The organism is Aquimarina sp. 2-A2, from assembly GCF_045505135.1.
GTDB lineage: Bacteria > Bacteroidota > Bacteroidia > Flavobacteriales > Flavobacteriaceae > Aquimarina > Aquimarina intermedia.
On the sequence record NZ_JBJKFI010000004.1, the window covers coordinates 156,783 to 174,790 of the forward strand.

An 18,008-nucleotide genomic window follows, 5' to 3' on the forward strand; every position below is an offset into this window, starting at 1 on the left:
AAGATAAATTATTTATCTCTTTTTCGAAAACCATAGGTAATTTGTCTTATAAAATCCTTTGGAACTTTTTCATCTCCGGGAAAACCAAGCTCAATAGTACCGCTATCTTCAGGAACATAATTCGTTTTAAATATATAATCCCATAAACTAAGGCTAATTCCGAAATTCACACCATATTTTCCTTTAGGTAATACATAAGAGTGATGATACAGATGCATCACAGGATTGTTGACGATGTACTTCAACGGGCCCCAGGTAATTTTTATATTTGAGTGATTGATATGCCCAATGGTAATTGCAATAAAATGAACGATATATGCTTGTTCAGGTTCAAAACCACCCAAAACCATTACACCAATAGTTTTAAGAGGCTTGTAAAATATATTTTCCATCCAGTGATAACGCAAATGTGCTGCAAACCCCATTTCTTTTACAGAATGATGTATTTTATGATATCGCCATAAGAATGGATACTTGTGGAGTAATACATGTGTGAACCACTGTACAAAATCTAATATTATAAAAAATATGACCAGCTGTGCCCACATCGGCAAGCCAGAAATGTTAATCACTGTTAAACTCTCTGCAGAAACTCCAATATCTTTGAACAACACCTCCAACAATCTATAAAAGCCACTTATAATAATTGCAAAGACAAAGAAATTGAAAAACATATAGAAGCCATCCAACCAAAAATCTCTTCTGAAAATCGACTGTTCTTTTCGCCAGGGAAATGCAATTTCTAATCCCCATACCAATAATGAAATCGCCATAAGACCCCAAAAATAATTGGTGTACCAAGGGACTTCAAACACTATAGATTGCCATGTCCAGTTGACACTGTTCATAAATGAATCTATAAAAGCAGTAATATACTTTTCCATAACTTTTTAATTTAATTTTGTTATACTGTCTTGTTCAAAAGGTAAATTCTTGAAATAACTCCATTCGACCCAAGACCCATCATAATTTTTTACATTGTTATAACCCAACAATTCGGTTAGCACGAAGGTAGTATATGCAGAGCGTACACCACTATGACAATATGAAATAATAAGATCGTTCTTTGATGCTCCTAGCCTATTATAAATTTTTTCTAATTCATCGTACGTTTTAAATTTCTGGGTCCCTTCATAATCAATGGCTTCAGCCCAATCGATTAGAACGCTATTTGGGATTCTCCCTGCTCTGGCAGCACCATTCTTCTGCCTTTTTCCAGTAAACTCATCCTGACTTCTAGTATCTAAAATGATTTTTTTTCTGTTTGAATTGATTATTTCTATCATTTCATCTTTTTCAATTAATAAATCCAAAGAACTAATTACCGGAAGTATAAATTCCGAAGAAATAATCGGCACAAGTTTGTCATTCATAGCTCCTTCGATTGTTTCCCAAGCCTTCAATCCTCCATTTAAAATCCTTACAGATTCAAAATTATAATTCTTAAGTACCCACCACAAACGAGAGGCATCAGCAGAACCTTTATCATCGTATATAATCAACTGATCATCATTTTTAATTCCTAATTTTCTAAACAGGGCTTCTAACTTTTCTTTATTTGCCATCATACCTTTGTAGGGATACGAAGTATCTTCAATATCTGTACGCCAAATATTTAACGCGCCATCAATATGCTTTTCAGCATACGCTGTTGCCTTTCTAAAGTCTATAATTTTCAAATGCTTTTGTTGGTATACTTTTAGTAACTCCTCTGCTTCTATCAGATGGTCTGAACTAGCGTAAGAACTTACCTCTAATTCGGACTTTGGAAAAGTTTTGTCTCTTTGCTTGTTACAGGAGAACACAAACACACTCAAAATTATAACACTACTAATTCTGTAAGTCATACCACTCAACATTTCTTAAATTTTCACGCCTTCCTTTTTTTATTGGAGGATAATTTGTTACTAAATAATTTACTATGATTTCTTCGTTACCACCTAAATCCCATAAGTTTTGAGTTTCCTGCATCCAGCGAATGGTTGCTATCCATCGTTCTGCAGTCATCCTATTCTGAATAACTAACTTTGAAGAATGGCAATTGGTACAATTATTTACCACTTCCATCAAGCCTTCAGCTTCGACTAATCCACTGCGAACATGAATTCCGTTTTCTATTCTATCTTCCTCATCCTCCTGAACAACAATATATGCGGAATCAGGTGCTGATTTCTTAAAAACCGAGAAGCTTGGATCTGCAATGAGGTAAATTCCAGCAATTGCAACAATAATGATCATAGAAACGACCACTTTCAGCAGTTGATAGATTACCCTAACCTGTTTTCTAAATTGTTCCTGCCTATCCATTACTATTCAACTTTTACTGCAATACGATGGCAAGCATTATTTAAATAACCTTTAGGATTCCATCCCGGCACCAGCATTGGTTGACTATAGCCTTGTGAATCAGTAGCTCTTGACCAGACTTCATAATATCCTTTTTTCGGAAAATCTATGGTAGCATCAAAATGTTGCCATGCCAAACGATTGACCGGTTTTTCTACTGAGACAGCGATCCAGGTGGCACCAAAATCAATAGAATATTCCATCTTTGTAACTTCCAGCTCTCCTGCCCAGGCATGTCCTCTAATATTTAATTTCTTTCCTTTTTTAATTATTGCTCCTGATTTAGGATATGTAATAAGCGACTTTACAGGCATCGACTCTATGATGCACATATCCTCATCCTTTACTTTTTCTCCCGGTGCGACAGGTTCACAAGGAACACGATATGCTGTTCCGGTCATTTTGGTACCATCATGTACTTTATCGCGAACACTTATCCTGTTCACCCATTTACCCGAAACAGAAGCTGGCCATCCCCCTGCAACTAATCGTAAAGGATATCCATGAACTAATGGTATATCTTGTCCATTCATTTTGAAAGCTACTAATGTTTCATCTTGTAATGCTTTTGCCATAGGAGCGCCTCGAGAGATGGGCTCTTTTTTAGGATCTCGACTCAGGTGAGCATCAACAGCATGATATCCAATGTACACAGCGCTATCTTTTATACCGACATCTTCCAGAATATCCCGCAACCGAACGCCTGTCCATTTTGCACATGAGACCGCACCAACTGTCCATTGATTTCCTTTTGCTGGAGGATCAAATTCACTACGTCCATTACCGCCGCACTCTAAAGTAAGCTGATAGGTATATTGTGGAAATTTTGTTTGTAATTCGGCAAGCGTATAACTTTTTATTTGCTTTGCTGATTCTCCGTCAATCGTCAATGTCCATTCGTTACTATCAATAGCATCAGGGACTAAACCATTATTGCGAATGAACATATATTTATTAGATGTTATTTTCTCATCTAACAAATGTGCTTTAGCCTCAATATTCCAGGGCTTGTCATTAAGAACTTCCATTTGCTTATCCTTATTGAACATTTTAAAAGGATCTGGATCCTGAAGTGCCAGAGGTTGATAACCTTCCAACATTGTGGATCCAAAAACAATATCTGCTCCAATAACAGTAGCCATTGAGCCTAAAACTACTTTCTTAACAAAATTTCTTCGTTCCATATAACAGAAATACCTTATATTTTGTTAAAATTAAGATTATAAATTCTTAATTTCTGTAACAAATGTTACAATAACCATGTAAAGTTAAATTTTATAGTATCCGTTTTAAGCTAACTATAGAAAACTAAACTTCCTTTCCTTTGAGCATTTTATTCCAATATAAAAAAGGGAGCATGTATTTTTTGAGTATCCAGAGTCTCCAATGTTCCTTTGAAGAATCTTTAATAAACATTTGTTTTAATTTGGGATCCGGGGTAAACCGGTTTTCATAATCAAACTCTGCTAAGACCATTTTGCCGTAGTCGGTGACTAAAGGACAAGAAGAATACCCGTTATAAGATTTGTCTCCGATTCTATTATATTTCATAAGCCGTATAATATTATCGACTACTACGGGTGCTTGTTTTCTGATAGCAGCGCCTGTTTTTGCAGTCGGTAGTGCTGCTATATCCCCTAATCCAAAAATATTAGGATATTTATTATGTTGCATTGTATATTGATCCACATCTAACCATTTAGCTTCATTGACCAAAATGGATTCTTGTACAAATTTAGGAGCAACAGATGGTGGCGCCAGATGAAGCATGTCATAATGGATACCTACTAAGTCACCCTCTTTTGATACTTCAATATCTTTATGGTTATATTCAGATTCATTATCCCCTAAAGCGTACCAAGCAATTTGTTTTTCTACATCAATTTTTTTAAGTTGATGACCAAAACGGACATTAATATCCTTTTTATCTATAATTTTCGTCAAGGTTTCAGCAATTTTTTTAATGCCAAAAATTACACCTCCATTAGTAGCAAAAACCACATTGGTCTTATCTTTTACACCACTTTTACGGAAATAGCTTTCTGCCAGATACATTATTTTCTGTGGAGCCCCACCACATTTTATAGTTGTTGTAGGTTGCGTAAACAAAGCAGTTCCTCCTTTAAAATTTTTAAGAACCGTCCAGGTGTGTTTTGGATCTGTATAATTACTACATACTACCCCCTTATCGATGGATTCTTTTAATCCCGGAACCAACGAATAGTCATAGGTAAGTCCTGGTGCAACCACCAAATAATCATAGCCTATATTACCGCTTGATTTTGTAGAAATACTATTATTCTCCGGATCAAATCCCGAAGCAGCGTCCTTTATCCATGTAACACCTTTTGGCATAACAGAACTCATTGGTCTTGCCGTTTTATTATAATTATAAGTTCCGGCACCTACCAAAGTCCAAGCAGGTTGGTAATAATGAATATCAGCAGGCTCAATAAGTGCCACGTCTAAGCTTTTATCCTTTTTAAGTAATTGGGCAGCGGTCATGATGCCGGCGGTGCCTCCTCCTATAACTAAAATTTGATAATGTGTTTTCATTTTTATCTATTTATGGACTAATTAAAAGTAATTATTAAACTTAACCTTTACAGTAACTTAGGTTACACAAAGGGTGAAATTCAACTATTTTGACATAATTCAAAATCGAGTATATGATTTGACTATTTCAAATTTTATAATTCGTAATCAGTGATTTGGACCCAACAGAATAAACAATGGGTGAACTTGTCAAAAAAGAAACACGAGTTAGTGATAGCATATCAAAGATTATATCGTGCTTGGATTTTTTGATTCTATTCTGTTTCCAAATTATTCCAAAATAGAGAGATTATTCCATAAGATTTATGACAATTGTCACGAAGCAACTATAGTGCTATTTTAAGTGCTCAAAATGAATAGAAAATACATCTCCATAGTCAATGTAGCCACCCAGCTAAATAATTGTTAGCGAATGCTAGTTGCGCTATTTTCTTTACGTTTTATATAGAATAAAAAACAAATTCTAAATACCAGCATCGCTATCAATTAACATTGATACTAAGCAAATGCCGAAATAGATAACGGATCGTTACGCTTCCTTTTCCATAATAAAGTCTGATGCCATTTTAGCGTGTAGCTGAGTAGTAGCTATCAATGGTATATTTGAATGTGTTGCGTCAATCAACATAGGCAACTCGGTACAACCCAAAATAATCCCTTCGGCACCTTTATCTTTTAGTAGTTGAATCTGTTGTAGGAAAAATTCTCTTGCCTTATCAGTAAACTTTCCTTGTGTTAATTCCTGAGAGACATACGTATGGGATTTGGTTATGTGTTCCACATCTGGGATGATAGTCTTGATTCCAAAATTGGACTCCAAAAATGAAGGAATAAAACTCCCTGTCATTGTTGGCTGGTTTCCCAATAATCCTAGTTTACTAAGCTTCAACCTAGAAGCTTCTTTACCTATAGCATCAGCAATATGTAATATTGGTATATTAATTTGGGGCTGTACAAAGGAGTACACCATGTGTGGTGTATTTGCGCAAATTATAATAGCTTTGGCTCCCGCTTTTTCCAGCTTATCAGCTACCTCAAGGTATTTTGCATTTATCTTTTCCTTATTCTGTTCACGCATCAATTCTATATTAATACTATACAACAACAACTCCGGATTAGCCTGCGTACCTATTTTATTACCCACTAACTCATTGATTAGTTTATAATAAACAATTGTAGAGTGCCAGGAAGTACCACCAATCATACCTAATGTCTTCATGTTATGTTTATTTTTTGGTTAAGTCTAGAGGTCTTTAACCATTATTCTTCTTTATTTTTCTACCAGAACAATTGACTATTTATTTTTTTTTTACATAGAACAACTCCTTTATTCAATATTTGAAAAAGGAAACTATAACAGCTTTTACTTTACAAATTCCACTTAATTTTTTTATTTCAGCTTATTCTCAATAATCGTTAAACGATCTTCAATATTCATTAACTTTTGGATGATAATGATATGCGTTTTTTTAGCGTCGATCCCCACAGGACTCTCCTCACTGTGAATCTCCTGAGCTATTTTTTCGTATAGTTCCTTATCTAACATCTTTTTACACTATTAAAATTACTTATAAAACATATAGCCTCCTTTTAAGTCATAAACCGTATTGAAACCCATACCTAAAAGTTTTCTGGCTGCTTTTTGACTTCGGTTACCCGAGCGACAATATACATACACAGGCTTTTCTTTGTCGAGTGCATCGAATGATTGTTTAAACTTATCAAGCTTAAAATAATCTATGTTTATAGCATTATCGATATGTCCAGCCTCATATTCCCGTGGAGTGCGTACGTCAACAAGCTGAACGTTCTTTCCTAAAACAGCTTCTTTAAAAGAGGCCACGTCCAGTATTTTTATTGCATCGAATTGTTGTGCTTTCGCACCAAAAATTGAACTCAAAAAAGTCATAATTACAAATATTTTTTTCATATTATATTTTAAATTGAAAAGGAAGCAGTCGTAGCATACTGACTACTTCCTTTCAAAAACCAATCAATACTAGCCAACCATTTTTTATTTTGAATTTATATTTACTTCTAATATTTAATAATTTCTTGCAGGTTCGGTGTATTCACAAAGTTATATAACGCTCTTTTCAGAAACAGTAACATAGGTTACACACAAGATTATTATTGTTATAAACGGTGAAAGACTTCCTCGAAAGTACCTACCTATGAGCAAAATTCTAATTCATACTGATAAGAGCCAAATGTCGGATGTGTTCTTGCAGAAATCACTTAAATAAAAGCAATCCTCACCTTACCGCATATTGCCTTTACCGTCGATTCAAAAGCTTTCACGCAAAATACTGGCCAAAGAGATGTTGCTCATATCTCCCATCTGATCCTATACATATATCAGGTAATTTAAAGTAAGGTGGTAGGACAAATGTATTCTGATTTAGGGACGCTGGTTTCTTTAATTTCTTCAAATCCGCCAATTACATCAGCAACATCATCCCATCCTCTTTGCTTTAAAATTGAGGCAGCAATCATACTTCTATACCCGCCGGCACAGTGAAGTATCAACGGTTTATCCTTAGGAAACTGTGCTAAGTGATTGTTTATTTCGTTTAGTGGTACATTAATGGCTCCTAGTACATGTTCAGAATCGTACTCACTTTTTTTACGAACGTCAAAAAGTAATGGTTTTTGAGTTTTATAACTTTTCTCAAGATCTGAAGGAGTCACTCTAGCAACGGATTCAAAATCTTTTCTGATTTCTTTCCAGGAACTAAATCCACCTTTTAGATATCCAACTGTATTATCATAGCCTACTCTAGACAATCTTGTTATGGCTTCTTCTTCTTTTCCAGGATAGGTAATCAATAAAATTTCCTGCTTAACATCTGGAATCATTTCACCGACCCATTGGGCAAAACTACCCTCGAGTCCGATATTTATACTATTTGGTATAAACCCTTTTGCAAAATCTTCTGCATCCCGGGTATCCAGCATTAATGCGCCAGTTTCATTAGCTACCACTTCAAATTCTTCAGGAGATAATGATTTTGTCGCTCTATCCAGTATACTATCCAGACTTTCATAACCTCTGATGTTCATCAAAACATTTTGAGGAAAATATCCAGGAGGTGCGGTAAGTCCGGTTAATAATTCCTTAATAAATTCCTCCTTAGTCATATCTGCGCGTAATGCATAGTTTGTTTTTTTCTGGTTACCAAGTGTGTCTGTAGTCTCCTTACTCATCATTTTTCCGCAAGCAGATCCAGCTCCGTGATTTGGATAAACGATAAGATCATCGTTTAATGGCATTATTTTATTACGAAGTGAATCATATAAATGACCTGCTAATTTTTCCTCTGTCAAATCAGAAACTACATGTTGTGCCAGATCCGGACGTCCTACATCTCCGATAAATAAAGTGTCACCGGTGATAAGACCATGTTCTTTATTATTTTCATCAATTAAAAGATATGTAGTACTTTCCATCGTATGACCAGGAGTATGGATTACTTTAACCTTATAATTCCCTACCTCAAAAACCTGTCCGTCTTCAGCTATTGTCGCTTCATAGGCTGGTTTCGCACCAGGTCCAAATACAATTTCTGATCCTGCCTTTTTTCTTAGATCCAAATGTCCGCTTACGAAGTCAGCGTGAAAATGAGTCTCAAAAACATATTTGATTTCAGCGTTATCTTTATGTGCTCTATCGATATAAGGTTGTACTTCTCGTAATGGATCAAAAACTGCTGCTTCTCCATTACTCTCAATATAATAGGCTGCGTGAGCCAGACATCCTGTATAAATCTGTTCTACTTTCATCGTGCTTAATTTTAATTATTAGTATCGTATAAAAATAGTGTTGATATTTCTGCTTTACAGTTACTTATGTTACATTACAACTCTAAACCAAGGTTACACTTTCATACTTAGTTAAAAATCCTACTTTTTATCAAGTACGATTCTGATGATGTAAAAATAGCGTCCAGATAAGATAGAATTAATGATAATTATCAGGGATAGGTAAGAATTCACAGAAAAAATATATGGTCAAGTACATTGAGTCAAAAAGCTCGTGCAGTAAAAAACTTATTTCGCTCTAATTTTAATAAATGTAACAAATGTTACTGATCACTATTAGATTATTTTGCTAAGTTGGTTACCATGTTAAAGCCTGTTTCTTAAATTAAAATAACCGATAAATTTATGATTATAAGGAGATATAATTTAATTAGTGAGGAATGATGATACAACAGGCATAACAATGTTGTAAGGAGTTACTTCTACATAGTACATGCAACAAACTTCCGTTTCATAATTTTTGAGCATCCAAAAGAGGTTGTCACGAATGCTCATATTAGGATGGAGTGGCGTACTAAAAGAATAATGGAAACCAGGCATATTGAATGACATCATTTAAATTTAAAATTTCGACGCAATCATCATTTCTACACAAGATATGTTATAAATATTTTAGAAAAAAGAAAGTTGGTAAATGAAAAGAAGATACAATTTATTTTGAGTTTTTGTTGTTAATAGTTGTGCTGCTAAGGTTAGATTAGAGGTTTTTTTGGAATACCTTAGATCAAAATGCATAAAATATTGATTGTTGAGAGATTCGGTACGTAAATTCGAAAAACATATACAAAAAAAACTGATTATCAATCATATAAAGATAAATAGATAGTTCCTCATTCTCCGCAAAAGCAAACCCACAATTTTTATTGTGGGTTGTGGTTTCTATGCTTGTCAAGAATTACCATCTTGCAGCGAGTACTCCTTTATTATCTCTCAGACCTCTAAAAAAAGGTATTCAGATTATTAATCACGAAGTTTTTTCTAAGAATATAAACACTTAAGATCCCTTACTTTTTTATTAAATATTTTATTTCTTTATGATCTCCATATTTTATTATCATGATATACTGACCATTTTTTAAAGTGGAAAGGTCAATAGCTTCCTCTGGCACTATATTAGTTGATTTCCACACTTCGTATCCTAAAATATTTAAAATCCTGATTGCTTTTGGTCGATCTTCAAATTTTAATTGAATCGAATTTTTAAAAGGATTTGGATATACAAGAGTCGTTTCTATGTTATCAGAGGCTTTAGCATCCAAAGTTGAAACCGATGTTCTGTTAGCGTTTTGCTTAGTAATTTTGATCCAATTGATGTTCCATCCCCCGGCGACTGCATACAGCCCTAAGGAATAGGTTCCTGCATTTATGGTTATCGTGTGAGAAACAGTAGTCCAGTTCTGCCAACCTCCTGTGTTTGGAATCGTAACCTCTCCCAATACAGTGGTCCCCGCATTCACATCCGTGGATAACACACCCCCGTTAACTGCACTCGCTACTCGGTACTCAATGGTATAATTTCCGGAGCTTGAAAACTCAATAGCATCATATACCATCCAGTCTGCAGCATCGATATAACCAACATTTTGACCTCCCTCTGAACAATTCTCTTTTTGAACACCGGACATATTGGTATAATTTTCAGCTTCAATAAATAATGAAGCTTCGCCGGTCGGTATTTTGGAGACTACAATAGAGGTCATTTTATCATTCCAGTTAGTATCATTAGTCAAACAGGATGTATCTGAAGTTTTAATTAAACTGCTTCCGCTAAAATTATCATCCCAGTATAAGGTAGCCTGATATCCTGATTGTACTTTTAATGATGAAACATGATCATTGACCATCCCTAAAGCTTCTAGCTGTGCTCGTGTATAGCGTCCTTCTGATAACGCTACTGAAGTACCCGAAAATGGACAGTCTGCATACAAGGTCACAGGACCTGTTGAAGGCGTGGGATTTGAATTATTTTGTAACCCTCCGATGGTGATTTTTATAGCATTAGGTTGTATGGTGTGTATTGTCGCTGATTGATCATAAACATCATCATACGCGAATGTATACGTCTGACTCTCAAAACTGATATCCTCTTGATGAAAGAATTTGGAATACCAATTATATGGCCAAGTTTGATAGTATTTAGAACTATCACCAAAGTTTTGCAATACTCCTGATGCTACATTTAAATCTACAGCATGTCTTGTTATTGCTGCTACCATTTGGGATTGTACCACTAAATCCCACCGATCACCAGAGGCCATGACACCACTCCCCTCCATAGCTTCAATAGTTGTGGGTTTACCTGCAATGATTCCTATTTGACCGTCACTATCTCTACGAAACACAAATTGATTATCATTTTGAACACTTCCTCTCCAAATTCCGGCATCTGAAGTAAAAGCGAGCTCTTGACTCACATATTTGGACCATATATTTTGGATATACTCATCCAAAAAATTTTTAGGAAAGGTCTCTACTTTGGTTGGAAATTTAATAATTCCCTGATTTATATCTAGCAAAGACTTAAATTCATTAGGACTACTAGTCTGCCATTTAGTCAAAATCTCATTATGTTTTTTTAGTTCACCCACTTTCTTATAAAAGTTTTCTCCCCAAACCTCTAGGCCCATAGGATATTGATATGAATCAACTCTGGAGGTATTACACCATAAACCGTTATTATTATAAGTTAGTTCTACCAATTCAAATTTGATTCCTTGATTTGGATCTGTTGGGTTCTCCAGGTTTGGAGCAGCATACCCACTCGGATCTCCTGAATGACCAAAAAAGTACAGAAATAACTGACTTTTAAAGGAAATCATAATCCTACATCCTGCTATCTGAGGAATCTGAAGTGTTTTGTTTGGAATATCACTTAATTTACGAAAACAATTTGCATACAAACCATTTTCTCCAGGGCCTTGATTTCCATTAATCACTGGTCCTTGAACCGTGTTATAAGATGGATCCATACGATTGACCTGACCTGTTACCGGATCTACCCAAACATGACCATCTGTAATACCTACGATGGCAACATAGATTTCGTCATCAGTATACTCTGAGTCATTTGTTATTTGATACGGTAAGGTTTGTGACCGGGCGATTGAGATCAAAAAAAATACTATTCCAAAAAGAATGTGAGTACTTGTCCTTTTATTAATAATTATTTGTCTAGTTTTCATTGTGTTATATATTTAAGTTGGTTTTGGTTCAACAAAAAGGAACCCGATTGATTTTGGTAAGTTTAAGAATACGAAATCCTGAAAAATGGATGTTTAACATTGAAAGTTTACTAATATAAAACCTTCATCAATTTTTTATTATACGTCTGGTTTTTTTTGTTCCATCGTATTCGAGTACAATGATATATATTCCTTTTGCCCAATTGGACGTATCCAATGAGTCTCCTGATTCAATTACTTCCGGATCTAACAGGGTACACCCCTGAGGGTCAAAAACAACCATCTTTGCAGTTTTTGAATTAAAATTGATGTGGATCGTATCTTTAAAAGGGTTTGGATATACAAGAGTCGTTTCTATGTTATCAGAGGCTTTAGCATCCAAAGTTGAAACCGATGTTCTGTTAGCGTTTTGCTTAGTAATTTTGATCCAATTGATGTTCCATCCCCCGGCGACTGCATACAGCCCTAAGGAATAGGTTCCTGCATTTATGGTTATCGTGTGAGAAACAGTAGTCCAGTTCTGCCAACCTCCTGTGTTTGGAATCGTAACCTCTCCCAATACAGTGGTCCCCGCATTCACATCCGTGGATAACACACCCCCGTTAACTGCACTCGCTACTCGGTACTCAATGGTATAATTTCCGGAGCTTGAAAACTCAATAGCATCATATACCATCCAGTCTGCAGCATCGATATAACCAACATTTTGACCTCCCTCTGAACAATTCTCTTTTTGAACACCGGACATATTGGTATAATTTTCAGCTTCAATAAATAATGAAGCTTCGCCGGTCGGTATTTTGGAGACTACAATAGAGGTCATTTTATCATTCCAGTTAGTATCATTAGTCAAACAGGATGTATCTGAAGTTTTAATTAAACTGCTTCCGCTAAAATTATCATCCCAGTATAAGGTAGCCTGATATCCTGATTGTACTTTTAATGATGAAACATGATCATTGACCATCCCTAAAGCTTCTAGCTGTGCTCGTGTATAGCGTCCTTCGGATAACGCTACTGAAGTACCCGAAAATGGACAGTCTGCATACAAGGTCACAGGACCTGTTGAAGGCGTGGGATTCCCCTGCCCTTTTTCATAAACACGGACGTAGTCTACATACATTTTTGCGGGCAATCTACTTTCGTCGATAGAAAATCCGGGCCAATTACCTCCAATAGCAAGATTTAACAATAAGAAAAAGTCATTATGAAATTCACTGGTTCCATTAATACCTTCACTTATACTAACCATATGATATTGAACACCATCCACAAACCAACGAATATCGGTTGCACTCCACTCTACTGAATATGTGTGATAATCATTCACATTTACAGCAGTTTTTCCTCCGTAATATGCGTACGTATTATTATTATCTTGCCAATGTATAGTACCGTGAATGTCAGGATCGTTGTTCACATGTTCTACGATATCAATTTCTCCACATGCCGGCCAGCCAACCGTATTAATGTTACTGCCTAACATCCAAAAAGCTGGCCATACTCCTTGCCCTGTGGGTAATGCTATTCTTGCCTCTATCTTACCATACTTAAAATTCTTACGACCCTGAGTTTTCATTCTGGCAGATGTGTAATTATAGCCTCCAAAATTTTCTTTTTTTGCAGTAATTACCAAATTACCATTGACTACGGTTGCGTTTTCCCGGCGATAGTACTGAAGTTCATTGTTTCCCCAACCAGAGGATCCGTTGCCCGTCTCGAACACCCAGTCAGAACTGATTCCATTTGTAAATTCGTCTTCCCAAACCCGAATCCAGTTTTGGGCAATCATCGTATTTCCTAAACAAAATAAGAAAATGACAAGCCTCGTTGTCTTATGTATGTTTTTCATAATATTAAAAATTAAATTCTGTGTAAAAATTAATGGTGCGAGAATATGACTAAGCCAAATTTGAAAAGGCGTACATCATAGGGTTTTAGGCTCTATTCTAAGAGTAAGTATTTGTAGGATCCGTAAGTCGAACGAATAAATTAAATTCACCAATCTCAATTGATTTGCTTAATTTTTGATAGGACTCTGATAATAAACAACGTACATCCTTGAATACAACCTAAAACCTGGCTAATGAAATACTATTCTTTTACAAGCTTACCTATCGATACTCCATTTCTTCTGCTTATGGTTTTTACCATATATATCCCACCTGGTAGATTGTGAGTTGAAATACTATAGCTTTTACAATTTTCATCTAAGAATTTGTCCAGTACTATATTTCCACCAAGATTGTAAAGTACGATACGACTTACTTCCCTGAGATCTGTAAATGTCAAAATATCGTGTATAGGATTGGGATAAAAACTAATTGAAGTATTTTTTAGTTCGGAACTTGATCGTAATGTACCAGAACAAGAACCTACAGTAAAATTATGTTTATCGTTTTCTGTATTAGCTTCTCCTCCTGTTGGTAGACTATAGGTATAATAAAAATAAATTTGTTGTCCTGAATTAGCGGTTATCTGATAAGGAATATTTGGTTTCACCATATATCCCGGATATGGTCCGATTTCTGAAGTACCGTAATATAAAATGCAGGTAGTTGCTCCAACTCCGCCCACTTTAGGAACAAAAGTTATTGTAGGATTTACGGTCTCTGATGATATTTTATATTCGTATTGGTTATTGGTTGCAGAACCCGAGCAATTTGTTTCGTTTGTTGGTCCAGATGTTTGCTTGAATTCTATATAATTTATATTTAAACCACCGTTATCGAATACCATACGCAACTCATGTAAACCAGCACTGATTGGTACGTTATTTACCCGTATGGTTTCATAATTTTGCCAGCCACCCGTGTTAGAAACAGCGAGTACTTCAGTAATTGAAACTCCATCCAACTCCAAATGAAATTTACCGTTTCCATTTGCAGATGATACTCTAAAATAAATATCGTACACATTGGTCACACTTGCACCATCAATGTCATATGCCAACCATTCTCCTGAATCAATCCACCCTACATTATATTGACCTGAACTATCTTGAGTATTTTCTATGTCCACCTGATCTTGTCTGTAAGCACCTCCCAGGTTATCTAACGTAGTGTCATAATACCCAACATTTTCACCTCCTGACTTATAATTTTCTGCTTCGATCAAACCCGGTATTGGTATATATGAACTGTTATTTTGATTTACAGTAATTGTAGCGTTGGCAGAAACTGAATCACTAGCCGCTGTGATCGTATAAACTCCATCATTGGATCCGGTATACAAACCATTAGAATCGATAGTACCTCCCGTGGTACTCCATGTAAAAGTTGCAGCCATACTATCTCCATTTTGGTCATATCCCTGGGCAACAAATTGTTGGGTTTGATTTTGATCAATTGAAGCGTTTAATGGACTTACTATTATGCTTGATAAAATTGGGGTTGAATTGATCCTTTTTTTGGTAAGTGACCTTACATTATCGATATAAAAAGTATCTCCTCCTGTTGTGTTAGGTCCAAACAAAAAAACTACAGAATCTATCTGTGCATCAGTTACTACCAAATCCGGAGTTCCCACCAAAACAAATTCTAAAGTGTGCCAACTATTTTGTTCTTTTACCGCAGCTTGATAAATACTATGTCTTCCTGCAGGATAATTATTTGGAGTAGAGATTGTTCCTGCTTCTAATTGCAAGCTAATGATAGTCCCTGCAGGAGCACTTGTATACACATCCATAGCAAATCGCTTTTCTTCAGCTACATAAGCACTGGCATCTTTGATCAGGTTGGTGTCTAAAAATAAAACATCGTATAATTCTGTTTTATCTCTAACATAACTTGCCGCTAATGAGGAGTTATTCACACTGTTTCCCTGAGGATTTGAAACATTTGCCGTGTATACACCAGTAGTGGTCGCATTAAAAATCAGATTGTCAATTCCGTTGTAATCCTGTATAATGCTGGAGAATTCATAGGAAGGTGGTAACTTAGTTATACCATATCGAAAATTATCAAAATAATAGGTCTCTACTGTATTCGAACCCGGATCAAAAAGTACAGAAATTTCATTAACTGAGAAATTTGAAGTCGCGCCATCGGGTGATGAGGTATAAGCAAAAGCTACAGTATGCCACTCATTTTGTTTTTTAACGGATCCGCTGAATTGGCTATTTCTGCCAGCCGGAAAATTATTTTCAGAAGTTATTTGATTTTCTAAACTCAATGAGATTTCTGTTCCAACAGGCGCTGCAGTATATATATCCATAAAGAAAATAAAGTCCCCTTTAATGAAGGGCCCACTATTCTCTATAACTGCAGTACTAAAACTTACGGTATCATAGGTTTCTACAGAACCTCTTACATATTTTGATACATTGACACTGGTATTCATCCCATTACCATTTGGATTTACTACCTGTTCTGTATACACTCCATTTCCAAAAAAATAAGTCAATCGATTTACATCATCAAAATTGGCAATTATTACTTCCTCCAATACGACAGGATCCGTAGCATCCATTTTTCTTATGTTATCAATGTAGGTTGTATGTCCTGTATAACTATCAGGGTCAATAAGCAACACTAATTGGTCGACTTCCAAAGGTCTCACACTGGGATCCGGTCTATCTACCAATTCGAATTCAAGAGTTTCCCATTGATTTTGAGTGGTCGTTACAGCGCTATACCTACTATGCCTTCCGGAAGGCCAGTCTCCTGAAGAAAGTGTTCCATTTTCTATTTGCAACATAAACTCGGTTCCAACAGGAGCATCGCTGTAGATATCTATCCAAATGTTTTTTTCTCCGGAAGTGTATTCCAATGCATTGCCAATAGCAGAAGTTGACATATACAGGCCATCATATTGTGCTCCTGTAGCTCTCACATATTTTCCCACGGAAACAGAGGTATTTATCAGATCCGGTGCGGGGTTAGCAACTGATTGTATGAGGACTCCATCAGTTTTTGGAGAATACGTTAATTGTCGGTTTCCCTCATAATCTTCGAAAAGAAAATCTAATGTTTGTTTTGGGCTAATGGAGACATCCAAGGTATACTCTTTGGTTCCGCAGTTGGGAATAGTAACATTTACTTTTACTTTACCGCCCGTATTTCCCCAATTAACCTTGATAGCATCTGTACCCTGTCCTGAAACAATAGAAGCTCCACTTGGCACTGACCATACATATGAGGCTGAATTTGCAGGTGTAATTTTGTAAGCTTTATTGGTTTCACCTTCATATACTTTAACATCGCCGGAAAGTTGGGTATTGAATGTTCCTGAATATACCTTTACATAATCCACCTCCATTTGCGTCGGGTAATCATTTGGGCTCGGCGGAATATTTCCGGTGTAAGGCGTCCCTCTGCCTCCAACAGCCACATTTAAAATAAGATACCAGTCTCCATTAGAAAATGGCCAGGGATCAACAGTAGTTGAAGGAGTCACCCTATGATATAGCTGCTTGTCTACATACCATCGTATCTCATTAGGCTCCCACTCCACAGCATATTCATGAAATCCTTCAGAAAGGTTTATGTTTGCATCGTATTCTCTACCGTTAAATTGCCATCCGCCATTAGAATAGTGAACAGTCCCTCCCACAGTGTTTGGATTTTTGTGTTTTGCTTCCATGATATCAATCTCACCGGTAAACGGCCAATTGCTTTGTTCAGGAAGCATCCAAAATGCCGGCCATATACCACCTGCAGATGGTAGTTTGATACTAGCTTCGTACCTTCCGTATTTAGAGCTAAACTTTCCCGAAGTGATAAGCTTAGATGAAGTGTATTGCTTACCTCCAAAAACTTCTTTTTTGGTAGTAATAATTAACTTTCCATTCTGTACAGTTGTATTTTCGGGTCTATACCACTGTTCTTCTGAATTTCCCCACCCACAGAGAGAGGGACATCCATCACCGTTATCAAAGCTCCACTTATTTAGGTCAATAGAATTACCTGCAAAATCATCACTAAATATGAGTTCTGTACATTGGGTATATCCGAAATTGACAAAGAACAGCGAAGCTGTAAAAATTGAAAATAATTTCAAGAGAATAATCGTTTTCATAACTAAGTTGGTTTATATATGTGAAACGTGTAATCTTCTTTATTTAACAGTAAGAATTCTGTTTTACCGAAAAATATTTACCTA

Annotated in this window: 12 protein-coding genes; all 12 read right to left on the reverse strand. The window is 35.9% G+C overall.

All coding sequences use genetic code 11. The features are described 5' to 3' along the window. Nucleotides 1-8 precede the first annotated feature (8 nt). Nucleotides 9-884, reverse strand: a complete 876-nt coding sequence (locus ACJRPK_RS11430; RefSeq protein WP_407140031.1) for a sterol desaturase family protein — start codon at nt 882-884, stop codon at nt 9-11. Between the two features lie 6 nt (nt 885-890). Beyond that, the gene (locus ACJRPK_RS11435; RefSeq protein WP_407140032.1) at nt 891-1,847 is read right to left on the reverse strand and encodes a sulfurtransferase; all 957 of its coding nucleotides are present in this window, start codon (nt 1,845-1,847) and stop codon (nt 891-893) included. Continuing rightward, complete coding sequence (locus tag ACJRPK_RS11440; protein ID WP_407140033.1) at nt 1,831-2,307, reverse strand: monoheme cytochrome C; 477 nt, start codon at nt 2,305-2,307, stop codon at nt 1,831-1,833. Before ACJRPK_RS11440 ends, ACJRPK_RS11435 begins: the two co-directional genes overlap by 17 nt. Nucleotides 2,308-2,309: 2 nt before the next feature. Continuing rightward, nucleotides 2,310-3,530 (reverse strand): sulfite oxidase, encoded by a 1,221-nt coding sequence (locus tag ACJRPK_RS11445; RefSeq protein WP_407140034.1) that lies wholly within the window; start codon nt 3,528-3,530, stop codon nt 2,310-2,312. Between the two features lie 124 nt (nt 3,531-3,654). Then, nucleotides 3,655-4,902: an FAD-dependent oxidoreductase gene (locus ACJRPK_RS11450; protein WP_407140035.1), complete on the reverse strand. Its 1,248-nt coding sequence runs from the start codon at nt 4,900-4,902 to the stop codon at nt 3,655-3,657. 529 nt (nt 4,903-5,431) lie between these two features. Further along, complete coding sequence (locus tag ACJRPK_RS11455) at nt 5,432-6,121, reverse strand: aspartate/glutamate racemase family protein (protein ID WP_407140036.1); 690 nt, start codon at nt 6,119-6,121, stop codon at nt 5,432-5,434. A 171-nt stretch (nt 6,122-6,292) separates the two neighbouring features. After that, nucleotides 6,293-6,448, reverse strand: a complete 156-nt coding sequence (locus ACJRPK_RS11460) for a hypothetical protein (RefSeq protein ID WP_407140037.1) — start codon at nt 6,446-6,448, stop codon at nt 6,293-6,295. Between the two features lie 18 nt (nt 6,449-6,466). Beyond that, entirely contained in the window at nt 6,467-6,832 is a 366-nt protein-coding gene (locus tag ACJRPK_RS11465) for a rhodanese-like domain-containing protein (RefSeq protein ID WP_407140038.1), read from the reverse strand. 437 nt (nt 6,833-7,269) lie between these two features. Next, a complete protein-coding gene (locus ACJRPK_RS11470) occupies nt 7,270-8,685 on the reverse strand; it encodes a rhodanese-like domain-containing protein (RefSeq protein ID WP_407140039.1) in 1,416 nt (471 codons plus the stop codon). Nucleotides 8,686-9,728: 1,043 nt separating this feature from the next. After that, entirely contained in the window at nt 9,729-11,906 is a 2,178-nt protein-coding gene (locus ACJRPK_RS11475) for a beta-1,3-glucanase family protein (protein ID WP_407140040.1), read from the reverse strand. Between the two features lie 127 nt (nt 11,907-12,033). Beyond that, on the reverse strand, nt 12,034-13,758 hold the full coding sequence (locus ACJRPK_RS11480; RefSeq protein ID WP_407140041.1) for a carbohydrate-binding protein: 1,725 nt from the start codon (nt 13,756-13,758) through the stop codon (nt 12,034-12,036). 242 nt (nt 13,759-14,000) lie between these two features. After that, entirely contained in the window at nt 14,001-17,924 is a 3,924-nt protein-coding gene (locus ACJRPK_RS11485; RefSeq protein ID WP_407140042.1) for a family 16 glycosylhydrolase, read from the reverse strand. Nucleotides 17,925-18,008: the final 84 nt, after the last annotated feature.